The organism is Paenibacillus sp. R14(2021), assembly GCF_019431355.1.
Lineage (GTDB): Bacteria > Bacillota > Bacilli > Paenibacillales > Paenibacillaceae > Paenibacillus_Z.
Window position 1 is genome coordinate 2,116,841 of the sequence record NZ_CP080269.1, and the last position, 18,705, is coordinate 2,135,545.

The 18,705-nt window shown below is 53.6% G+C and carries 15 protein-coding genes; 2 read left to right on the plus strand and 13 right to left on the minus strand.

Translation table 11 applies throughout. The annotated features are described in order from the left end of the window. Positions 1 to 74: 74 nt before the first annotated feature. The 4 genes from KXU80_RS10035 to KXU80_RS10050 all read right to left on the minus strand — a co-directional run bounded on the left by KXU80_RS10035 (position 75) and on the right by KXU80_RS10050 (position 4,122). Complete coding sequence (locus tag KXU80_RS10035; RefSeq protein ID WP_219838039.1) at positions 75 to 1,214, minus strand: metallophosphoesterase; 1,140 nt, start codon at positions 1,212 to 1,214, stop codon at positions 75 to 77. Between the two features lie 160 nt (positions 1,215 to 1,374). Next, a complete protein-coding gene (locus tag KXU80_RS10040) occupies positions 1,375 to 2,223 on the minus strand; it encodes a helix-turn-helix domain-containing protein (RefSeq protein ID WP_219838040.1) in 849 nt (282 codons plus the stop codon). 57 nt (positions 2,224 to 2,280) lie between these two features. Beyond that, positions 2,281 to 3,024: a phytanoyl-CoA dioxygenase family protein gene (locus KXU80_RS10045; protein ID WP_219838041.1), complete on the minus strand. Its 744-nt coding sequence runs from the start codon at positions 3,022 to 3,024 to the stop codon at positions 2,281 to 2,283. Between the two features lie 288 nt (positions 3,025 to 3,312). Continuing rightward, positions 3,313 to 4,122, minus strand: a complete 810-nt coding sequence (locus KXU80_RS10050) for a phytanoyl-CoA dioxygenase family protein (RefSeq protein WP_219838043.1) — start codon at positions 4,120 to 4,122, stop codon at positions 3,313 to 3,315. Positions 4,123 to 4,265: 143 nt separating this feature from the next. On the opposite strand from KXU80_RS10050, the gene KXU80_RS10055 reads away from it, so the two are divergent. Then, complete coding sequence (locus KXU80_RS10055; RefSeq protein ID WP_219838044.1) at positions 4,266 to 5,081, plus strand: helix-turn-helix domain-containing protein; 816 nt, start codon at positions 4,266 to 4,268, stop codon at positions 5,079 to 5,081. A 63-nt stretch (positions 5,082 to 5,144) separates the two neighbouring features. Here the strand turns inward: KXU80_RS10055 and KXU80_RS10060 are convergent, their stop codons facing one another. Continuing rightward, positions 5,145 to 6,596, minus strand: a complete 1,452-nt coding sequence (locus KXU80_RS10060) for a DHA2 family efflux MFS transporter permease subunit (RefSeq protein WP_219838045.1) — start codon at positions 6,594 to 6,596, stop codon at positions 5,145 to 5,147. 175 nt (positions 6,597 to 6,771) lie between these two features. Here KXU80_RS10060 and KXU80_RS10065 point away from each other — a divergent pair, with 175 nt between their 5' ends. Further along, positions 6,772 to 7,455, plus strand: a complete 684-nt coding sequence (locus KXU80_RS10065) for a TetR/AcrR family transcriptional regulator (RefSeq protein ID WP_219838046.1) — start codon at positions 6,772 to 6,774, stop codon at positions 7,453 to 7,455. A gap of 58 nt (positions 7,456 to 7,513) precedes the next feature. On the opposite strand, the gene KXU80_RS10070 is transcribed toward KXU80_RS10065, so the two are convergent. From KXU80_RS10070 to KXU80_RS10105, 8 genes are all read right to left on the minus strand, one after another. Next, entirely contained in the window at positions 7,514 to 8,629 is a 1,116-nt protein-coding gene (locus tag KXU80_RS10070) for a slipin family protein (RefSeq protein ID WP_219838047.1), read from the minus strand. Between the two features lie 578 nt (positions 8,630 to 9,207). Beyond that, a complete protein-coding gene (locus tag KXU80_RS10075) occupies positions 9,208 to 12,360 on the minus strand; it encodes a PAS domain S-box protein (protein ID WP_219838048.1) in 3,153 nt (1,050 codons plus the stop codon). Between the two features lie 200 nt (positions 12,361 to 12,560). After that, positions 12,561 to 13,370, minus strand: coding sequence for a phospholipase D-like domain-containing protein (locus KXU80_RS10080; protein ID WP_258171343.1), 810 nt, complete (start codon positions 13,368 to 13,370; stop codon positions 12,561 to 12,563). Positions 13,371 to 13,538: 168 nt separating this feature from the next. Next, positions 13,539 to 13,955, minus strand: a complete 417-nt coding sequence (locus KXU80_RS10085) for a VOC family protein (RefSeq protein WP_219838049.1) — start codon at positions 13,953 to 13,955, stop codon at positions 13,539 to 13,541. Positions 13,956 to 14,013: 58 nt separating this feature from the next. Beyond that, positions 14,014 to 15,231 (minus strand): YhgE/Pip domain-containing protein, encoded by a 1,218-nt coding sequence (locus KXU80_RS10090; protein WP_219838051.1) that lies wholly within the window; start codon positions 15,229 to 15,231, stop codon positions 14,014 to 14,016. Positions 15,232 to 15,294: 63 nt separating this feature from the next. After that, the gene (locus KXU80_RS10095; protein ID WP_219838052.1) at positions 15,295 to 15,924 is read right to left on the minus strand and encodes a TetR/AcrR family transcriptional regulator; all 630 of its coding nucleotides are present in this window, start codon (positions 15,922 to 15,924) and stop codon (positions 15,295 to 15,297) included. 209 nt (positions 15,925 to 16,133) lie between these two features. Next, a complete protein-coding gene (gene ilvD / locus KXU80_RS10100) occupies positions 16,134 to 17,822 on the minus strand; it encodes a dihydroxy-acid dehydratase (RefSeq protein ID WP_219838053.1) in 1,689 nt (562 codons plus the stop codon). 269 nt (positions 17,823 to 18,091) lie between these two features. Then, positions 18,092 to 18,688 (minus strand): TetR/AcrR family transcriptional regulator, encoded by a 597-nt coding sequence (locus KXU80_RS10105; protein ID WP_219838054.1) that lies wholly within the window; start codon positions 18,686 to 18,688, stop codon positions 18,092 to 18,094. Positions 18,689 to 18,705: the final 17 nt, after the last annotated feature.

Here is an 18,705-nt window from a genome sequence, read left to right on the forward strand (position 1 = left end):
TACAACGGTATACAACGATCAATCTATTAATTATACGACGTAACAGACTTCCGACCAATACGCATTTGTTGTCTTTACTGGCAGTTAAACCGCACGATGATGGACAAAATCTCGCTGCGGCTGCCGATTCGGATCGGCGGTCCCCATGTCCCGTACCCGGAGGAGACGATCGCGTGAAGGCTTCCCTTGCGCAGATAACCCCAATCCAGCTCAAAAATTCGCTTGGTCACCAGATGATTAGGCGCCATTTGACCGCGGTGCGTGTGGCCATGCAGCGACAGGTCAATGCCGGCTTCAGCGATTTCGCGCAGCGCGCCCGGCTGATGGTCCAGCATGATCATCGGCTTGGCCCCATCCAAGCCTGCGCTCAGCTCTGCCGCCGAAGCGCGGTTGCGGTCAGTCTTGTCTTTGCGCCCGATGAGGTAGAAGCTGCCATCGATGAGAAGCGTCTCGTCCAGCAGCACGGGAAGACCGAGCTCTCGCATGCGCTTCACATATGTTTCAATGCCGCCCCCGTAATACTCGTGGTTGCCGAGGATGGCATAGGTACCGAAACGGGTTTGGATTTGGGCCAATTGACTGCCGAAATCATGACGGATGAACGGCTCGACGTCGTCATCCAGCACGTCGCCGGGAAGCAGCATGATGTCGGCCTGCAGGCCATTTACGCGCTCCACGAGCCGGTTCAAATGCTTGCGGCCGACCGTCGTGCCCAAATGCAGGTCCGATGCGACGACGATATGGAGCTGCTGCAGCTCGCCGGCTGCCTTATCGATCGTAATCTCATAGTTCCGAATGACGGGGCTCCATGCATTCCAAGAGCCTCGCAGCATAATAGCAGCAAGCAGCAGAATAACCGCGCTTCCGACGCACATAATCGCTGTATCCTTCGGCACAGACGCCGCCCGCAGCAGCCATACGAGCAGATCAGCCGGCGGCAGCATGAGCACGCTGTACTCGAAGACCGCGATCCATAAGGCGCCAGCCTTCTTGAGTCCGGTCACCAAGAAACCCGGCAGCACCCTGCGAAGCAGTCTTGCGAACAAATAGCCGAAGGCAATCAGGACATAGAGCGGCCAGAAAACCGCTCCCAGTATGCCGGTTCCCGTGGCTTCTTCGAGGTAGAACTGCAGATGCCACCCGACGTAAGCCTGCAAGAAAGTAAACAGCAGCAGAATAAGCAGCACTCTGAGAGGAGCCGGTAATTTACGCATGAATGTCCCCCGTGAATGTTCGATTTAAGTTGATGCTCCGAATCTAGCAAGTCTCCTATCAGTATAGCGATTTTACGATTAAAATGCGATGCTCCCCGGTCTCTCCCCAAGAAGCCGAACATCGCAAAAAAACCGCAGTCCGCTCAAGGCGACTGCGGTTCTAGCTGATGCGATAATCCCTAGGCGGCAGACGGAACCGTTTCTTGAACACCCGTTCGAAGTGCGGCAGCGTGTTGAAGCCGGAGGCAAAGCAGATTTCCGTCACCGGCAGCCGGGTCGTTCTCAGTAATGACCGCGCGAACTGAAGCCGCAGCTCCTGCACGTATGACTGGAACGTGGCGCCTGTACCTTTGCGGAAGCATTCGCTGAAGTAGTTGGCGGACAAGCCGCAGTACGCGGCTGTTTCCTGAAGCGAGAGTGTTTCGCGGAAATGATGCTGGATGTAAATGAGCGCCTTGCGCACCGCCGAGGGAATTGCCTGCCCGGTCACTGTTGCTCGGTACGCTGAGTTTTGCGCCGCACGGCACTTGCGGGACAATTCAACGAGCAGACGTTCGACGCTGCCCTGAATGAGAAGCTCGCTTCCCGGCTCCCTATGTTCAGCCTCCTGCCAGATGAGCGCGAATTCACGCTCCGCGTATTCGGTGTCCTCGAGCCCATAATCTGCGGCGTAAACCATCCGGTAATCGAACAAAAGCTCCAGCAGCGGTTCACGAATAAACGGATCATTGAAGATCAAATCATACAACTGCAGCGTTTCGCCGGGATGCGGCTCCAGGCTGTGAAAATCGGCAGGCGTCAGCAGGAAGACACTCCCCCGCGAAAGCGGCATGGCAACCCCATTTAGAATATGTGTCCCGCTCCCGGCAACGACAAAGCCCATTTCAAAAAATTCGTGCCAATGCGTGTCGATCCGACCGTCGATCCGATGCCGGAAGAGACGGACGGGTGACGCTAGCGTCATATAGCTGTCGTTCAACAGCCTTTGCGGTTCTTTATCGGCGCCCATGCGTATTGATCCGCCTCCTTCGCTAGGCTATCATCTTTTCTTACTATTATACGTCAACTATACGTTAACGAAATTGTTTCCTGCGATATCTTTCCCGCGTGCCAGCCAGACCTTGAAGCCCGGGTTCTTCTCCGGAAACACCTTCGCGTCCGTGGCAAAATAACGCATCGTATAGCCGCATCGGCGATTAGGGCTCGAATTGGCTGCTGCACCGTGAATGATGCGAGAATCGTGGATCGAGCATTGGCCCGGCTCCAATTCGAAATAAACGGCTTTGGTTGCATCGATATTCTTAATTTGGGTGGCGAAAATATTGTCGTCCTCGCTAACCGCCTCATAATGCGAGAAACCGTTCTTATGCGTGCCCGGTATGACGCGCATGCAGCCGTTCTCTTGCGAGCTTCGGTCGATCGCGAGCCAAACGGTCGCGATTTTATCGAATCGACTGAGCCGGCCGTTCCAGTACGCGGAATCTTCATGCCAGGGGGTCTGCTTGCCGATGTGCGGCTCCTTGCAGATGAAATGGCTTGACCACAGTCCGATATTAGGGCCGAGAATAGGCTCGACCAGATCTAACACCTCATCGCTGAGCAGAAACTTCAGCAGCCGCTCGTCGCGAAAATGCGGCGTATCCAGCTCGCTGTTCAGCCTTCGGCCTACCAGTTCCCACTGCTCTTCGAAAATCGCTGTCAGCTCCGCCTGCTTCTCCGCGCTGAAGAGCTGATTCCTATAGATCGCATACCCGTTCTCCTCATAAAACTCCACGTCCGCCTCCGGTAACTTCCCATGAAAAGTCGACATTGAAAAAACCTCCTGAAAGTTTTGTGATAGCAAAACTCGCTTCGTAAGCATCGGCTTAAGTTTTGCGATAGCAAAACTCGCTTCGTAAGCATCGGCTTAAGTTTTGCGATAGCAAAACTCGCTTCGTAAGCATCTACTTAAGTTTTGCGCTGCTACTACTCGTATTATCGCGCGGCGGCGGCGGAAGCGCTTACCTTCTTCACCGATAAAGTATGCTTATTTTCGGCAGACCTCAAAAAACCGCAGTCCGCTCAAGGCGGCTGCGGTTATGAACGAGGGCAAGCATGATTAGTGATAGGTGAACTCCCCGACTTCAATGCCGCAAGGACCGCCGTCGGGATTGCCCGCAAGCTCCACTTCCGTGCCGTCCGCTTTGTAGAGCGGATTGTAGTGCACATTGATGCTGGCAGCCGAAGCGTTGGCATAATGACAGATGAACGCCCGGCGGAACTGATCCTTCGTTTTGTTCCGGTAGGAGCCGTGGATCAGGTTGCCATTGAAGAACAGCACGTCGCCTTTATCCATAACGACAGGCATGACAACGCCGTCCTTGGGCGGCTTTACAAAATGATTCGTGAAGGATTCCGTCGTATCGGCATGCTCAGGACAAGTGATTTCATGCGCCTGCGTCTTCGGCACCACGAGCAGGCTGCCATTATCCTCGTGCGCGGCATCGATCGCCGTCCAGGCTGCGATGCAGTTGCCCGGCTCGACTTTCAAATAGAAGTTATCCTGATGCAGCGCCTGGCCTCTGGAGCCTGGCGGCTTGTAATAGAACATGCTTTGCGCCGCGTAGGCTTCTTCGCCGTACAAATCCGCCAACACGGCAAGCACCGGCTGATGCAGCATATATTTCTTCGCCGTTTCGTTGAATCGGTGCGGATGCATTACGCGCGGATAGCGCCTCAGCGGATCCAGGGAGTCCCCCTTCAAATTCGGCTCGAAATAGCCGGGAATTGTCTCATAGCTCATCTGCTCGAACGTATCTCCAATTGCCGTCAGATCCTCCTGCTGGAACAATCCTTTTACGATCAAATACCCTTCCGTATCAAACTGCCGCTTCTGTTCTTCCGTCAGCACCCGCAATGTCTTTGCCATTCGTTCTTCCCCCTATCAATCGTTCGCTATAGCTTTATTGTAAGCAGGAATGCTACACTGCTGAAGTAAGAATCATGCTAAAAACAATAACAATCCTGCTATATTCCATTGTTCTTATAAGCACCTGGCGAGGGGGATTCGCGATGAGCGCATCGGATAGACAGCTGCCTTCGGTCATTAAAGAACGGGGCGAAACGGCGGTAATCGCCGGTCATTTCTATGAGACGGATAATTATGCTGCCAAGAGACCGTCCGGCATGAGCGACTGGCTCATTACCTACACGCTTGACGGAAGCGGCTGCTTCCTGGTCGACGGACAGGAACGATTCTGCCGGAAAGGGGACGTGACGCTGCTGCAGCCCGGCGTTGCCCATCAATACGGTACGAACGGGACCCATTGGCAGTTTATGTGGGTGCATTTCACCTCGCGCGTAACCGAGACCAGTCTGTTGCCCGTAGAGAAGCTGCTCGTCCATACGATCGACAACGATTCTGCCCGCAAGCGCATCCACCGTGCATTCCGGCGAATCGTTGCCGACTCCATCGAGCGGAGCGCCTATTGGAGCGAGCTGTGCGAGAACACCCTGCGCGAAATTCTCCTGCTGCTGGCTCGCCGTTTGTCGAAGCCGCTCGATCCGCGCATCGATGAAATCCAGCATCTGCTGTCCTCGCGCATGCAGGAGCCGGTTCGAATCGATGAGCTGGCCCGAACAGTCGGTCTGTCCCCTTCCAGGCTGTCGCATCTCTACAAGGAATCGACCGGCACCTCCATCGTCGATTCACTTAACGATATGCGCATTCGCCAAGCAGCGCTGCTGCTGGAGCATACGGACCGGCAGGCGGCTGAAGTGGCGCTGGATGTCGGCTTCCAGAACTATAATCATTTTGCCGGCCAGTTTCGCAAGCGTTACGGCATGAATCCCCGCGCCTTCAAGAACAGGGATGTGCCGCATTTCTGACAAAAAGAGGCGTATGAAAGGGATCACTCCATTCCATACGCCTTTTGTTTACCCTAAGGATGCTTAAGCAGCGACTGCTGCCGCTTTGGCGGCTTTCCCTTTCCTGCGAATCAACAGTGTGAACGGGATGGCGGCAACCGCAATGTAAGTGGCGACCAGGAACACATCGTTCACGCTCATCGTGAAGGAAGACAGCGGGATAAGCTTCGGATTGTCAGCACCGCTCTTCGTCAGCTCTGCGATATGCGTGATCGTATGCGATGCCAGCAGCGAGGTGAAGAGCGCGATTGCGAACGAACCGCCGACATTACGCACCCAGTTGGTCACAGACGACGCATGACCGACCATCGAAGGCCCGATTTCCTCCATGCCCGCCGTGCTTGTCGCAGCAGCCGCAAACGATACGCCCAGGTTGCGGACTGACATCCACAAGATAATATAGAAGTCCGTACTGTCCGTTTTCATGTGCGTCATTTCAAAGCTGCCGTAAATAATGAGCGCAAGCCCCACGATCGTCATCCATTTCGCGCCGACGCGCGGGTAGATTTTGCCCGCGATGGGCATGGCCAGCGCCATGATTAGAGATGCCGGCAGCAGGATAAGTCCTGTCTTAACCGGCGACATTTGCTGAACGTTTTGCAGGAACAAAGGCACAAGCAGCGTACCGGAATACAAGCTGATCGTAATGATCGTATTCGCGACCAACGTAATGGAGAAGCGGAAGTTGCCGAATACGCGCAGATTCAGCAGCGGCTCCTTCGCTCGAAGCTCCCATATAATGAAGCCGATCAGGAAAATACCCCCGATGATGAACAAGCTGAGCGTTCTGGCGGAATCCCAGCCCCATAGGCGGCCCTGGCTCAGCGCGACAAGCAGCGAAGCGCTGCTGATGACGACGGAAAGCAAGCCCAGAATATCGAGCTTCTTGGCGCTGCCAATCCGGTAAGCGGGAATCATCACGGCAATGAAGAGAATCGCGATAATGCCGATCGGCACGTTGATGAAGAACAGCCAGCGCCAGCTAAGCTGCTGAATGAGCAAGCCGCTGATCGTAGGTCCGAACGCAGGGGCTAGCATGGCGGACAAACCCCAGATGCTGACGGCAAACGGCTGTCTTTCTTTCGGAATCACTTGGAAAATGATCGTCATTGTCGTTGGGAGAATTAGTCCGGTAAACAAGCCTTGAATAATCCGGAATACAATCAGCGATTCAATTCCCCATGCAAATCCGCACAGCAGGGAAAATAGAACAAACCCGATCATGGCGTACAAATAAACGGTTTTATAACCGAATTTATCGCCCAAGTAACCGGTCAGCGGGGCAACAATGCCGAGCGACAGCATGAACCCGGTCAGCGTCCACTGCACCGTGCTGATCTGCGAATGGAAATCCTGCATGAAAATAGTCAAAGCCACGTTAATGGTGCTGATCCCCAGAATGCTTAAAAATGCGCCAAAAAAGATCGCGGTCATGACGGGCCAGAAACGGATGTTCGCTACGTTCGTCGTACTCATAAATAGTTCGTCTCTCCTTTAATGATGGTACCTCACTTTAGTGAACTGATCATAACCCAAAAAATAGATTAAGTAAACTCATTTCAATGAATTTAGTTTAGTTCGGCTATTTAGTTTATTTTCATGGCTCAGTTGTGTATACTGATGGTTATAGAAAGAGAGTGTGACGACGCTTATGGACACGACCAATGAATCGCAAAACTGCCGCTATACCGACGACTCCATCAAATCCAAGTACGTGGCAAAGCTGCTTCATCCGGTTAAATTAAGCGGCTTTCAGGGACTTCGCATGGACGACATCGCGAAGACGATGGACATTTCAAAAGCAACGCTTTATAAATATTTCACCTCTCGCGACGAGATTATCGAGCATTTGGCTCGGATTTTCATGACGTATATTGTCGGCACCGAAGGAACGCTCGGCACAGGAAGCAGCGATGCGATCATCCAGGGCTTCAAAACCTCCTTCATCCAAACGCTGTTGATCGCAAATTACGGAACCGAGATCTTATTTCACGATTTCCGCGAAGTTTATCCACAGCTGATGGCAGACATCGATTCGGCGATCAGCCAACGGAACGAGCGGCTGCGTGTTTTCTACGAACGGGGCATGGAAGAAGGATATTTGCATCTTACTAATGCGACGCTCATTGTCCTGCAGGATGAACTGCTGTTCCGCAACCTGCTCGATCCTCACTATTTGATGAAAAATAACCTGACGCTTCGAAACGCAATCGGAGATTATTATCAAATCAAGAAGCTTCAGCTGTTTAAGCCGGATATCCACGCCCAATTCGACGATACAGGCATGGCCGAGCGGATCGAGCAGCTGGTTCGTAAAGTCTCCTATGGCGTCTAATAAAAACAAAGGTCCGCTGGACATGCTGCCTTACGCATGTAGCGGACCTTTGTTTTATCTATGTGCGATCCTGTCCGGATTTCAGCAGCAGGCTCATATGCTCGAGCAGCCCTCCTCCTCCGCCCATCAACGAAACCGTACCGATCTTCTCGCACATCTTCTCTAAGTATTCAAGCTCCTTTAGGCGGAACAGCGTTCCATTCTCCTCCATTAGCTTCGCCGTGTTTAACAGGCTGCGTGTCGAGGCCGTCTCTTCCCTTCTTGTGATGAGATTCGCTTGCGCCTTCTTCTCCGCAAGCAGCACCGTGTTCAGAATGTCCTTCACGTCTCCCGGCAAAATGACGTCCTTCACGCCCGCAGAGCTGAAAGTCACGCCAAACTCCGCTTCCTTCTCGCGAAGCCGATTCAATACGTAGTCGCCGACCTCCCGTTTCACGCGCAGCAGCTCATCGAGCTTCATCGTCCCGACATACTCCCTTAAGATCAGCTGCAGCAAAATATAGAGCTGGTCTTTCATCTGGGCAATCGTGATCGTCTGCAGCGGATTCGTCACCTGATACTGGCAGACAAAATTAAGACGCAGCGGTATTTTATCCTCCGTCAGCATTTCTTGACCTGTCATGTCGAGCTGCTGCCTCCGCATGTCGATGGTCTTCACGACGACAGCTGATGGGCCGCGCCAGAAGTAATAACGTCCTGGCTGGAGCTGCCGCTGAAGCTCATGATTAAAATACAATAACCCGATTTCCTGCTCGCCAACGTCGCAGATCTGAACATGCGTGCCAAGCTTCGGAATGATAGAACGGTCAAGTGACGCTGACAATTCCGGCTCGCGTACATCCGCGCGCACGAATTCTTGCTTCGCGAAGACAGTCCAGAACGCGTATTTTCCGGGCTTGAGGAACCCGGCATATTTGCCATCCTCGTACCAGAGCACATACTCGTAGTCCCGCACATCGATAACCGCCAGCTCCCGCAGCAGCGCCTGATCTTGCAGAAAAATATGCAGGTCCTTCCCCTGCACGGCAAATGGCTTGGTAACATTCAGTACCTCTACTTTATCGACCGAGAAAGACGACAATCGGTACGTACCCGGCTGTAAGCATCGGATATAGCTCCCTCGGCGGAAAAGCATACCGCGCTGATCGTTCTGAATCGTTATTTTCTTAAACATGTATATCAACCTCCTAAAGAAGATAAATGACGCTGCAAGTCTGCGCGGAACCCCGCGGGCTGCGAACGGAGCTGCGCTTCAGGCGGGATGGCCTCGTTTGGGCGGCAAGCGGTCAAGTGCCGAATGCGCGCTTGTCATGCAAGCGGGCTTTCTGGCATGAATCCTGCTGCAGCTCCTTACGAAGCTCGGCCGGCCGGTATCTGCCCAGCTGCAAAGCTCTTGCCCGGTGCCCGGAAGACAGGCTGGGTGCTTCGTGCAGACTCGCGTTTAATTGTTTGGTGCTCGATCCAATGTCGAGTGCTCTACCATGAGCGGGTCGCAGTGAAGGCGACGGGATTCGAACCCTGATAAGGAGCTGCAGGGAACCCGAACTGACAGTACACCGGGACACAGCGTGCCCGAAGCTGCGGGATGATCGACATCCCTGCTTGCGTAAGCCGGCATTCCAACTGGAGCTTCTTCATTATTGCGGAAAAGCCGGAAAGCGAACATGGCGTAAGTATTACAACCGCAGCAATAAAATAAGCCGCGCAAGCGTCAGTATCTAAACCGATCGCTTGCGCGGCACGCGCTAAACCTTATGATCCCGATAATTCCGTTAATTCCAATATCCCTTCGCCGCTGTGGACCGCGACCGTATTGCGCGTCCGCTTTGCCTGATACAGCATGATGTCGGCGGCAGACACAAGCGCTTCTTCGCTGACTTCTGGCTCCGGAATAACCGATGCGACGCCAAAGCTGACCGTCAAATACGAGCTGACTTTAGACTTGCTGTGAGGGATGCACTTGTTCTCGACTCCGGCTCGTATGGCTTCCCCAAGCGCAGCTGCTTCCAGAAGCGTCGTATTCGGCAGCACGATGCCGAATTCCTCGCCGCCGTAACGGGCGACGAACCCCTCCGGATCCACCAAGGAGGACCGCGCGTACGCAGCGACTGATTTCAAGGCTGTATCGCCTCTAAGATGACCGTAGCTGTCGTTATAGGACTTAAAGTAATCGATATCGAACATGATCAGCGATAACGGCTGCTGCTTATGCGCATGGAGCTGCCAATACTCGTGCAGCTGCTCGTTGAAGTATCTTCGATTGAAGACGCCTGTCAGTCCATCCAGCGAGGACAGCTTCATCAGCTCATTGTTGGCTGCTTTAAGCTCGTTCTGAATCGCAATCCGGCTCGTAATATCCGACAACGAGATGAGCACGCTTCGCATCCTGCCTTCGCGATCGAAGGTCGGCGAGCAATTGCACGAGATCATGACGCGGGTGCCGTTCGGACGCTTGACGATGAATTCCGAATTCGATACCCGGTCCCGCGTTCGAATCGCAATCGTAACGGGATAATCCTCGGCTTGCATGCGCTTCCCGTCAAAATCATAAATCTCCCATGCGGCATCGTCATAAGGCCGGTTCTCAATATCCCCTTTATTCATCCCGAATATCTCTTCGGCCATCCGATTCGCCATGGAGATCATGCCGTTCTCTTCAACGACGACGATTCCGTTCGGTACCGTCTCGATGATCGTGCTCAGCCTGGATTGGCTCATGGCAGCCAAGTATTCCAGCTCCTTGCGCACCGTTACATTTTGCAAATAGACCGATAGACCGTCTTTGGACGGATAGATATGCACTTCATACCAGGCGTTCAGATGCGGCATATACTCTTCCGTAGATATCGGGACCTGTTCCTTCACGGCCCTGCGGAAACAAGCATGCATATGGCTATTCAGCATACTCGGATAAACCTCCGCCAGCGCCCTGCCCATGATTTGCGGTCTTTCCCTGCCGAGAATGACTTCCGCTTCGCTGTTGACGTACGTAAACAGCCAGTCGTTATCAAGCGCCATGAAGGCATCCGTAATGCTTTCCAAGATATTCGCGATTCGCTCCTGGGATTCCCGGTATGCCTCCTCTGCCGCCTTCAGCTGCGTAATGTCGCGGCTGACAGAGACAACACCTTTGACGACACCTCCGTTATTCCGAAGCGTCGAGTATGAGGTTTGATGATAATACGCAGCGCCTGTCGGCGATTGGATCGACCAATCAAGCACCGTGTTCTTGCCTTCCAATGCTATGCGCTGCGCGTTCTCGTGCATGCGGGCATTGACGGGATTGAGCAGTTGGTGAATCGTCTTGCCGGAATAGAGCTCCTGCGATTCGTTGAGAAACCCGTCCATAGCTCTGCCGTACACGCCCATCAGCTTCAAATCGGAATCGAACGTGGATACGACCTCATCCATGGAGCCGACGAGCAGCCGAAACCGTTCTTCGTTATCGATAAGCGATTGTTCGATTTGACGCTGCTCCGTGATATCGATACCGATACTGATAATATGTTTGATTCCGCCGCTTGCTTCCAGATGAATCGAGTTGTTCCAAGCGATGAGACGAAGCTCGCCGGACCGCGTGCGCCAGTGGTTCTCGTTGCGGTAACTGCCCCCAGCCTCAAGCAGGTCTTGAAAGTGCCCGCTCACGCTCTGCACTTCTTCTTCCGGGATGAGAAAGTTGTAGATCGAAGCATGCTGCAGCTCATCGAAGGTGTAGCCGGTGACAAGCTCGCAGCTGCGATTAAACTGCAGGATGCCCCCGTCCTTATCGAGCACCACGATCAGGGAAGCAGCCGTATCAATAATAGAAGCGGCAAAATTCCGTTCTTTGCTCAGCGCTTCGGTATGCTCCATGATCGTGTCCGCCATGGAATTGAACAGCCGGCACAGCTGCTGAAATTCCAATGTGGAGGACATCAGGGTGCGCTGATCGATCCGGTAATGATAACCGCCGTCCTTGATCATACGAACCCCCGTCAGAAGCTGATGCAGCGCGTGCGAGATCCGTTTCGAGATGCGTAGCATCAAGAGGATCGCTGCCAGCACCGACAGCAGAGTGAACAAACCCGCGTATTTCAACTCGGTGTACAGCGATGCCAGAACATCCTGCCGGGCAGCTTCGCCGATAAGGAGCCAATTGCCGTTGTTCGCCCATCGATAGCCGCCGTACACAGTCACGCCGGCGTAGTTGACATAGGCATCCGTAGATATGGAGCCGGCTGCCGCGCGTTCAAGAAGCCACGGCTTCACCTTAGCCGGCTGCGCTGTCCCGCTTCCCGCACCAGTAATCAATTGGCCGTCCTTACTGACCAGGTAGGTCTGACCATCCTCGCCGTACGAGAACTGCTGCATGAACCGCTCGATGGTCGTCAGCTCCACCGTGCCCATCACGATTCCGCCGAATGAGTGATCTTCGTTCTCGATCGGCGTAGAGAAGACGATGATACGCTTGCCGTCGACGCGCGAGAAAAGCACATCGGATACGGATTCCTTCCCTTGCTGCGCTGCGCGGAAATAAGGGCGGTCCTGTATGGAAATGCCAATTTCATTGAAGCCGTTCTTGCCGATGACGTTGACCGATCGAAACTCGCTGTGATTGCGCTTAGCCAGTGCGATGATTTGCTCTAATTTCGCTTGCTGCCCATGCTTCGTCTCTGGCAGATTCGCAAGCAGCCGAATGTCGGACATGCGATCACTCATCCATTTATCTATAAACTGCTGCTGCAGCACAAGCGTTTGCGCCAATTGCCGGTGGATATTCTTCTCCTGATGATTCAATTCAATATAAGAGAACATCGCCGTACATGCCGCCCCGACAATGAGCACGATAACGAATCCGAGCGTGCGCAGCTTGTTATTTAAAGTCCTTGCCTTGCCAAATATGAATGGAATCGAGTTGATTTGCATTCACTCCCTGATTTGCAGCTCCTGTAAAGGAGTTTTATCCCTTGCCAATTCGACAAAAACCCTCATTTTCCTTCATAAAAAGGCTATATTTGTCGTTTATTGCGGTTTACTATTCGCACCGAACTCGTTCGGATGCCTAAACAGCAAAAAAGCCCGTGCATGCAGCGGGCTTCCTTCGCTTCCATTTCAAGCTTCCGTACTCATCTCTCGCAGGCGATTCCGTCTCCGTCTCCGTCCATCTTGGCGTTATAGCCTGGGTCACCCTTGCGGAGCGGCGCTTTCCCTGCGGCCTTCGCCTCTGCGCAGCTCCTGTAGATCACCTTCGAGCCGGATGCACCAGACGTGCTGGATTTGACGGATGCGTCCGGCAAATCCGCACCTTCCTCGGGCGCAGCTTTGTCTCCCTCGTTCGCGGCGTTCACCTCAACTGCGTCCTCGGCGATAATCGGCGTGATGGCCTCGAACGCAGCCGTATCGTCCCACATCGCTTGAAATTGTTTTTCGAACGATGCGGCTATATCGCTGTTATGCAGCAACATGAGCACCTCGTCGTTGTCCGTGCTCGCAGCCTTGGAATAATTAAACGAGCCGGTCGTGGCCGTCTTCCCGTCCGCGATCGTTATTTTGAGATGCATCAATCCGCTGTGCTTGTTTATCTTGAGCGGAACACCTGCGCTGCCCAGCAGCTTGAGCGCTTCCTTCTGGCTCTTGCCTCTCGCTTGAATACGGTCCGTAATGATCCGGACCGAGACACCCCGCTTCTTGGCCTGTTTAATGGCATCCACGATATCCGGCTTCGTCAAACTGTATATCGCGATATCCAGCGTGTCCGCTGCGCCGTCGATGACCCCGATCAACAGCTGATCCGGTTGCTGTTCCGCCTGGGTGAATGCCCATTCCACCTCAGAGTTGTCCACCTTGGACGTGGAGGCCGTGGTAGAAGTGTGAGTGGAACAGCCCGCGACGAACAGGGCTAACGCTGCCGGAAGTACGTATCGGATGAATTTCATGCTGCAGCCCCCTTGCTTGCGTTTTCCCTTAGTTTACCACGAATGGGGGCAGGAACATAAACGCAGAAAAACCCCTGCAAACGGAGCAACCGTCTGCAGGGGCTTGATATTGCCTGCTATTACGCCTTGATGCGCTCTTTGTTTAGCAGCAGACAACTCAATCGGCGATTAGCCTTGATTCACTGCGCTGTCGTCCATGTAAAGAACTTCCCATAGATGCCCGTCGATATCTTGAAAGCTCCAAGCGTACATGAAGCCATGATCAATTGGATCATTGGAGATTTTACCGCCGTTCGAAAGCGCCTTATAGACGATTTCATCCACGCTTTCTTTGCTTGCTGCGGATAAGGCCAAAATAACTTCCGTGCTTGCAGCCGCGTCGGCTACCGGTTTCTTCGTAAACGTGCGGAAATAGTCTTCGGACAGCAGCATCACGTAGATATGCTCGCTGATCACCATGCAGGCCGCATTCGCGTCGGTAAATTGGTCGTTAAATCCAAAACCGACAGAATTGAAAAATGCGACAGACTTGCTCAAATCTTTTACGGGTAAATTGACGAATATTTTGCCAGATGTAACTCCCATTATCGATCACCTCTTCGTCAGAATAGAGGATGAGCCCCCTTCATGTCAAATTTCGCGACTATTGGGCGACGCTGGAAGCGGATGCGGTTTCTTTGTCCGGCAAATCGGCGCTGTGCTTCTTGAGCACCGATAACACAATGAGACCGATGCAGACGGCGCCGATCACCGCAAGCGTCCAAGCCGGCGCACTCAAATTGCGATAGCCGCTGAAATAGAACAGGTCGCGCAAGCCTTCGACCGAGAATCGCATCGGAAGCCACGAGTACAGGAAATGATGGCTGAACTGCGGAAGCATCTGCGGCGGAATCGATAATATCGGTGCACCGAAGAAGAAGACGAGCACGATAAGCGGTACGCCAGCGAAGCCGATCCAGCTGACAAGGGTCGTTTGGATCAGGAAGAACACGAATCCGGCAAAGAACAGGAACCAACCGATATCCGAATAATCCGGTATGTAGAGCCCTATCCATTTGCCTGAAATATAGACCACGCTGAGTGAAGCAACGCCTGTCGCTACCGCGCCCATCGCGATTTGAGAGAGACGGATTTCGAGCCGATGCATGCGCAGCCCGTGCTGCGTCGCTTTTCCAGCTGCAATGAAGAGCATCATCGTCGCCACCATCGCGCCAAACCAGATCAGCTGCGTCAGAACGACCGGTGCGTTGCCGTTCGCGCTGTCCGTGCCTACTGCATTCACGTTACGGCTGTCTACCATCACCGGCAGCGCCAGTGCCTTCGTCTGATTGACCGTTAACGTGCCCCCGTGTCCGCTTGCGAAATTCAGGATCTGATTGCGGATCTGCGAGTTGACCCCGCTCATAATTTGCGTCATGACTTGATTCGTGATGGTCGAACCGTTGTAATTCATCCCTTGATTGATGAACAGCGTCACCTTCGCGGGCTCCGGGTTCGGCGACAGCAAGCTTGTCAGCTTCCGAGAGAAATCTGCCGGAATTAGCAGCGCTGCATAGGCTGCCTCATTATTCATGGCCGCAATGGCATCCTCCTCCGATTTAGCCTCATTCCAGAGAAGCGGCGATTGAACGCCGTTCGGGCCTTCGGCAGCCGTTATTTTATCGCTGATTAATTTACCGAAATTCATCTCTTGCCCGTCCGGCGTATTCGCGCCGCTGTCCAGCTGCACGAGAATGACCGGCAGATCCTTGGGCACAGGATTCACGGATGATCCAAGCTGCGCCCAACCGAGAACCAGGATGACGACAAAAACGATGATGAGCGTCAAAAACGGATGTCGCTGCCTGAAAAAATGAAACATGAAATTTACACTTCCTTCATTTAATTAATTCAACGTTTGGTGAATGAAATGGATAAAAAGAAATCACTTTCGCCATTGTGCAACGGTGAAAGCGACCATATTGCGAATGTAGGTTTCAGTCTCATCTTTGGTTCCAATCAAATTAATAAAGGAAACTTCGCACAGCACAGAAACGAGTCCGACGGACAAAATTTGATGCGCTGCAAGACCGAAGTCCATCATGTGAATTTCGCCAGATGCCGCGCGTTTCTCCAGCACGGCCGTCAATGATTTGTGCCGCTGCTGTATGATCTCGAGCATAAAGTTCTTATTGTCCGACAGAATAGATTCCGAATCGCGGAACATAATCTTAATAAACTCCCTGTCTCCCGTAAGCGTCTTGAACATGCCGAACAGAAACTGCGTCAACGCTGTTTCGAGCGGCAGGTCTGGTCCGATGGATGCAATGAGCTTGTCCAAGACGGCTACTCGGGCTTCCTGGGCTTCGTTAAATATCGTCTCAAGAATTTCCTGTTTGCCGCCGGGAAAATAATGATAAAGCAATCCGTCCGTGATCCCGACATGCTTATTGATCATGCGCATCGACGTGCCGTGAAACCCATGTTCGGCGAACATTTCCTTCGAGCCCTGCAAAATTTGGTCTCTGCGCTCCGCGGCTTGATAATCGCGGCTTGTTCTTGGAACTCGCTTCAATACTGTCACCTCCTCTTCGCTTCCTTTTCATTCTACGTTCGTATAACGAATGATAACGCACAAGAAGCGCTGTAGTCAAGCGGTGATGATTGTCACTGGCTGCGGTTCACGCCAAGCCGCAGCAGTCGATTGCGCGAATATATGAAGAAGCAAACCGCCCGCGGCTCTCAGGAGCTGCGGGTGGTTTGCTTCTTCAGCCTTCGCTTTGATTAGAACAGATCCGTTACCGCGCCTCTTGAAGCAGAAGAGACCAACCGCGCGTATTTAGCGAGCACACCGCTCTTCACCTTGAGCGGCGGCGCCGTCCATCCTGCCCTGCGCACCGCAAGCTCGGCCTCCGACACATCGAAGGAAATCTCCTGTGTCCCGCTGTCGATGGTAACCAGGTCGCCGCTGCGCAGCAGGGCAATCGGACCTCCTGCCTGCGCTTCCGGTGCTGCATGGCCGACAACGAAGCCATGTGAGCCGCCGGAGAATCGGCCGTCGGTAATGAGCGCAACATCGCCGCCGAGTCCCTTGCCTACAATCAAGGCGGTCACCGACAGCATTTCCGGCATGCCTGGTCCTCCCTGCGGCCCGCAGTAACGAATAACGAGCACATCGCCGGCTTGGATTTCATCCCTCATAATCGCTTCCGTCGCTTCTGTCTCGCTGTCGTAAACGCGTGCCGGCCCGGTGAACCGCTGCTTCTTGATCCCGGACATCTTCGCAATTGCACCCTCGGGCGCCAGATTGCCGCGAAGCACAATCAAGGGTCCCTGCGGCTTAAGCGGGTTGTCCATCGGACGGATAATGGTCTGGTCCGCCGCGAGAGGCGCCGAATCCGCCAGTGTTTCCGCCAAAGAACGGCCTGTCACCGTCAAGCAGTCTCCATGAAGCAGTCCCGCCGTCAGCAGCTGCTTCATCACGCCCTGAACACCGCCGATTTGATTCAAGTCCTCCATTACGTACTTGCCGCTCGGCTTCAAATCCGCCAAATGCGGAACACGCTGCCGGATTCTTTCAAAATCGTCGTAGGTCAGCTCGACTTCGACGGAATGCGCGATCGCAATGAGATGAAGGAACGCGTTCGTGGAGCCGCCAAGCGCCATGACGACGGTAATGGCATTTTCGAAGGCCTCCTTCGTCATAATATCGCGCGGGTAGATTCCCTGCTTGAGCAGCTCAAGCACCTGCTGGCCCGCCTCCTTGCACTCCTCTGCCTTCCGCGCCGAGACTGCTGCCGTCGAAGAGGATCCGGGCAGGGTCATTCCCATGGCTTCCGCGGCGGCCGCCATCGTATTCGCCGTATACATTCCGCCGCAAGCACCGGGTCCCGGACAGGCACTGCATTCCACTTTATGCAGCTCTTCCTCCGTTATCCGGCCGTCGTGATAGCTGCCTACAGCCTCGAAGGCGCTGACGATATCGACGTCCTTGCCGTCCAGCTTGCCCGGCAGTATCGTTCCGCCGTAAACGTACACGGCAGGTAAATTCATTCGCCCGATCGCCATTAGACAAGCAGGCGTGTTCTTGTCGCAGCCGCCGACGGCAACCAGCCCGTCGAACCGCTCCGCACCGGTCACGATTTCGATAGAATCGGCAATCGTCTCGCGGCTTGGCAGCGAGAATGTCATCCCTTCGTGACCCATGGAAATGCCGTCCGATACCGTAATCGTGTTGAAAATAAGCGGTGCTCCGCCATTCTGCTTCGCACCTTCCTTGGCCGCGACAGCCAGCCGGTCGATATGCATGTTGCACGGCGTGACTTCGCTCCACGTACTTGCGATCCCGATCATCGGCTTCTTGAAATCCTCGTCCTGAAACCCGACGGCGCGCAGCATCGCACGGTTCGGCGCGCGGTTCGCGCCTTCGCTGATCACCTTGCTGCGAATCCTCAAATCTTTGTTTTCCGTCATATAAACTGCTCCTCCCGCTGCTTCATGGATATAAACATCATCTTCTGAAATATATGTATCCAATATATCGCATACATATATCTAGTGCAATAGCTGATCCAAGGACACGTCAATCCTTAATCAGTCTTTCCAGGAATGGAAAAATAAAAAACGCAGCCGGATCGGCTGCGTTTCAATGGCACGGGACTTAGCTGCAATTTTCGCATTTCTCATGTAACGATGGAACTCAGATTGTAATCGATTATCGCGGCGCCGGGTTGTACGTGCCTTTACTTTACGCTTCTTAAGCTGCCGCTCACGAAAGCAGTAAAATCCTGCGCCGTGAACGTCGGAGCCGTATTTGGAATTGACGACCTTGTGCGCAATCCGAGCGCGAGTACAACGAACAGCTCCGCCATTTTGTCCGCGTCGACGGCATCCGCGATCACGCCGTGCTGCTGGCCGGTCACGATCCAATGCCTGGAGAATTGGACGGAACGCTCGTAAAACTGCTGCAGCACCTCCGCCACAGCAGGCTCATCCTCCTTGCCCAGCAAGTACATGAGCACTTTGTTAGTCGGATTGCCGGCAGCTTCCAGATCCGCAAATCCGCGTGCAATCATCTGCATGGGCTGCTCGAACGTCGCGCCGCGCCGCTCGACCTCGCTGGCGAATCGGCTGTTCGTTTCCTCCAAGCTTTCTCCCAGCACCCAAGCGAACAGTTCGAATTTACTCTTCACATAATGGAAAATCGCGCCTTTGGACAGCTCCGACCGTTCCATAATATCCTTCATCGTAATCTCATGACAGCCTTTCTCTTGTATAAGCGCTTTCGTTGCGTCGAGCAGCTGCCGGATAGTTTGCTGGCGCCGTTCTTCCTGTCTCATCTGCTATGCCCCCGTAT

Bases quoted from the DNA above. Each gene is read 5' to 3' on its own strand.
- KXU80_RS10035 (WP_219838039.1), bottom strand. From the start codon at position 1,214: ATGCGTAAATTACCGGCTCCTCTCAGAGTGCTGCTTATTCTGCTGCTG.
- KXU80_RS10040 (WP_219838040.1), bottom strand. From the start codon at position 2,223: ATGGGCGCCGATAAAGAACCGCAAAGGCTGTTGAACGACAGCTATATG.
- KXU80_RS10045 (WP_219838041.1), bottom strand. From the start codon at position 3,024: ATGTCGACTTTTCATGGGAAGTTACCGGAGGCGGACGTGGAGTTTTAT.
- KXU80_RS10050 (WP_219838043.1), bottom strand. From the start codon at position 4,122: ATGGCAAAGACATTGCGGGTGCTGACGGAAGAACAGAAGCGGCAGTTT.
- KXU80_RS10055 (WP_219838044.1), top strand. From the start codon at position 4,266: ATGAGCGCATCGGATAGACAGCTGCCTTCGGTCATTAAAGAACGGGGC.
- KXU80_RS10060 (WP_219838045.1), bottom strand. From the start codon at position 6,596: ATGAGTACGACGAACGTAGCGAACATCCGTTTCTGGCCCGTCATGACC.
- KXU80_RS10065 (WP_219838046.1), top strand. From the start codon at position 6,772: ATGGACACGACCAATGAATCGCAAAACTGCCGCTATACCGACGACTCC.
- KXU80_RS10070 (WP_219838047.1), bottom strand. From the start codon at position 8,629: ATGTTTAAGAAAATAACGATTCAGAACGATCAGCGCGGTATGCTTTTC.
- KXU80_RS10075 (WP_219838048.1), bottom strand. From the start codon at position 12,360: ATGCAAATCAACTCGATTCCATTCATATTTGGCAAGGCAAGGACTTTA.
- KXU80_RS10080 (WP_258171343.1), bottom strand. From the start codon at position 13,370: ATGAAATTCATCCGATACGTACTTCCGGCAGCGTTAGCCCTGTTCGTC.
- KXU80_RS10085 (WP_219838049.1), bottom strand. From the start codon at position 13,955: ATGGGAGTTACATCTGGCAAAATATTCGTCAATTTACCCGTAAAAGAT.
- KXU80_RS10090 (WP_219838051.1), bottom strand. From the start codon at position 15,231: ATGTTTCATTTTTTCAGGCAGCGACATCCGTTTTTGACGCTCATCATC.
- ilvD (WP_219838053.1), bottom strand. From the start codon at position 17,822: ATGACGGAAAACAAAGATTTGAGGATTCGCAGCAAGGTGATCAGCGAA.
- KXU80_RS10105 (WP_219838054.1), bottom strand. From the start codon at position 18,688: ATGAGACAGGAAGAACGGCGCCAGCAAACTATCCGGCAGCTGCTCGAC.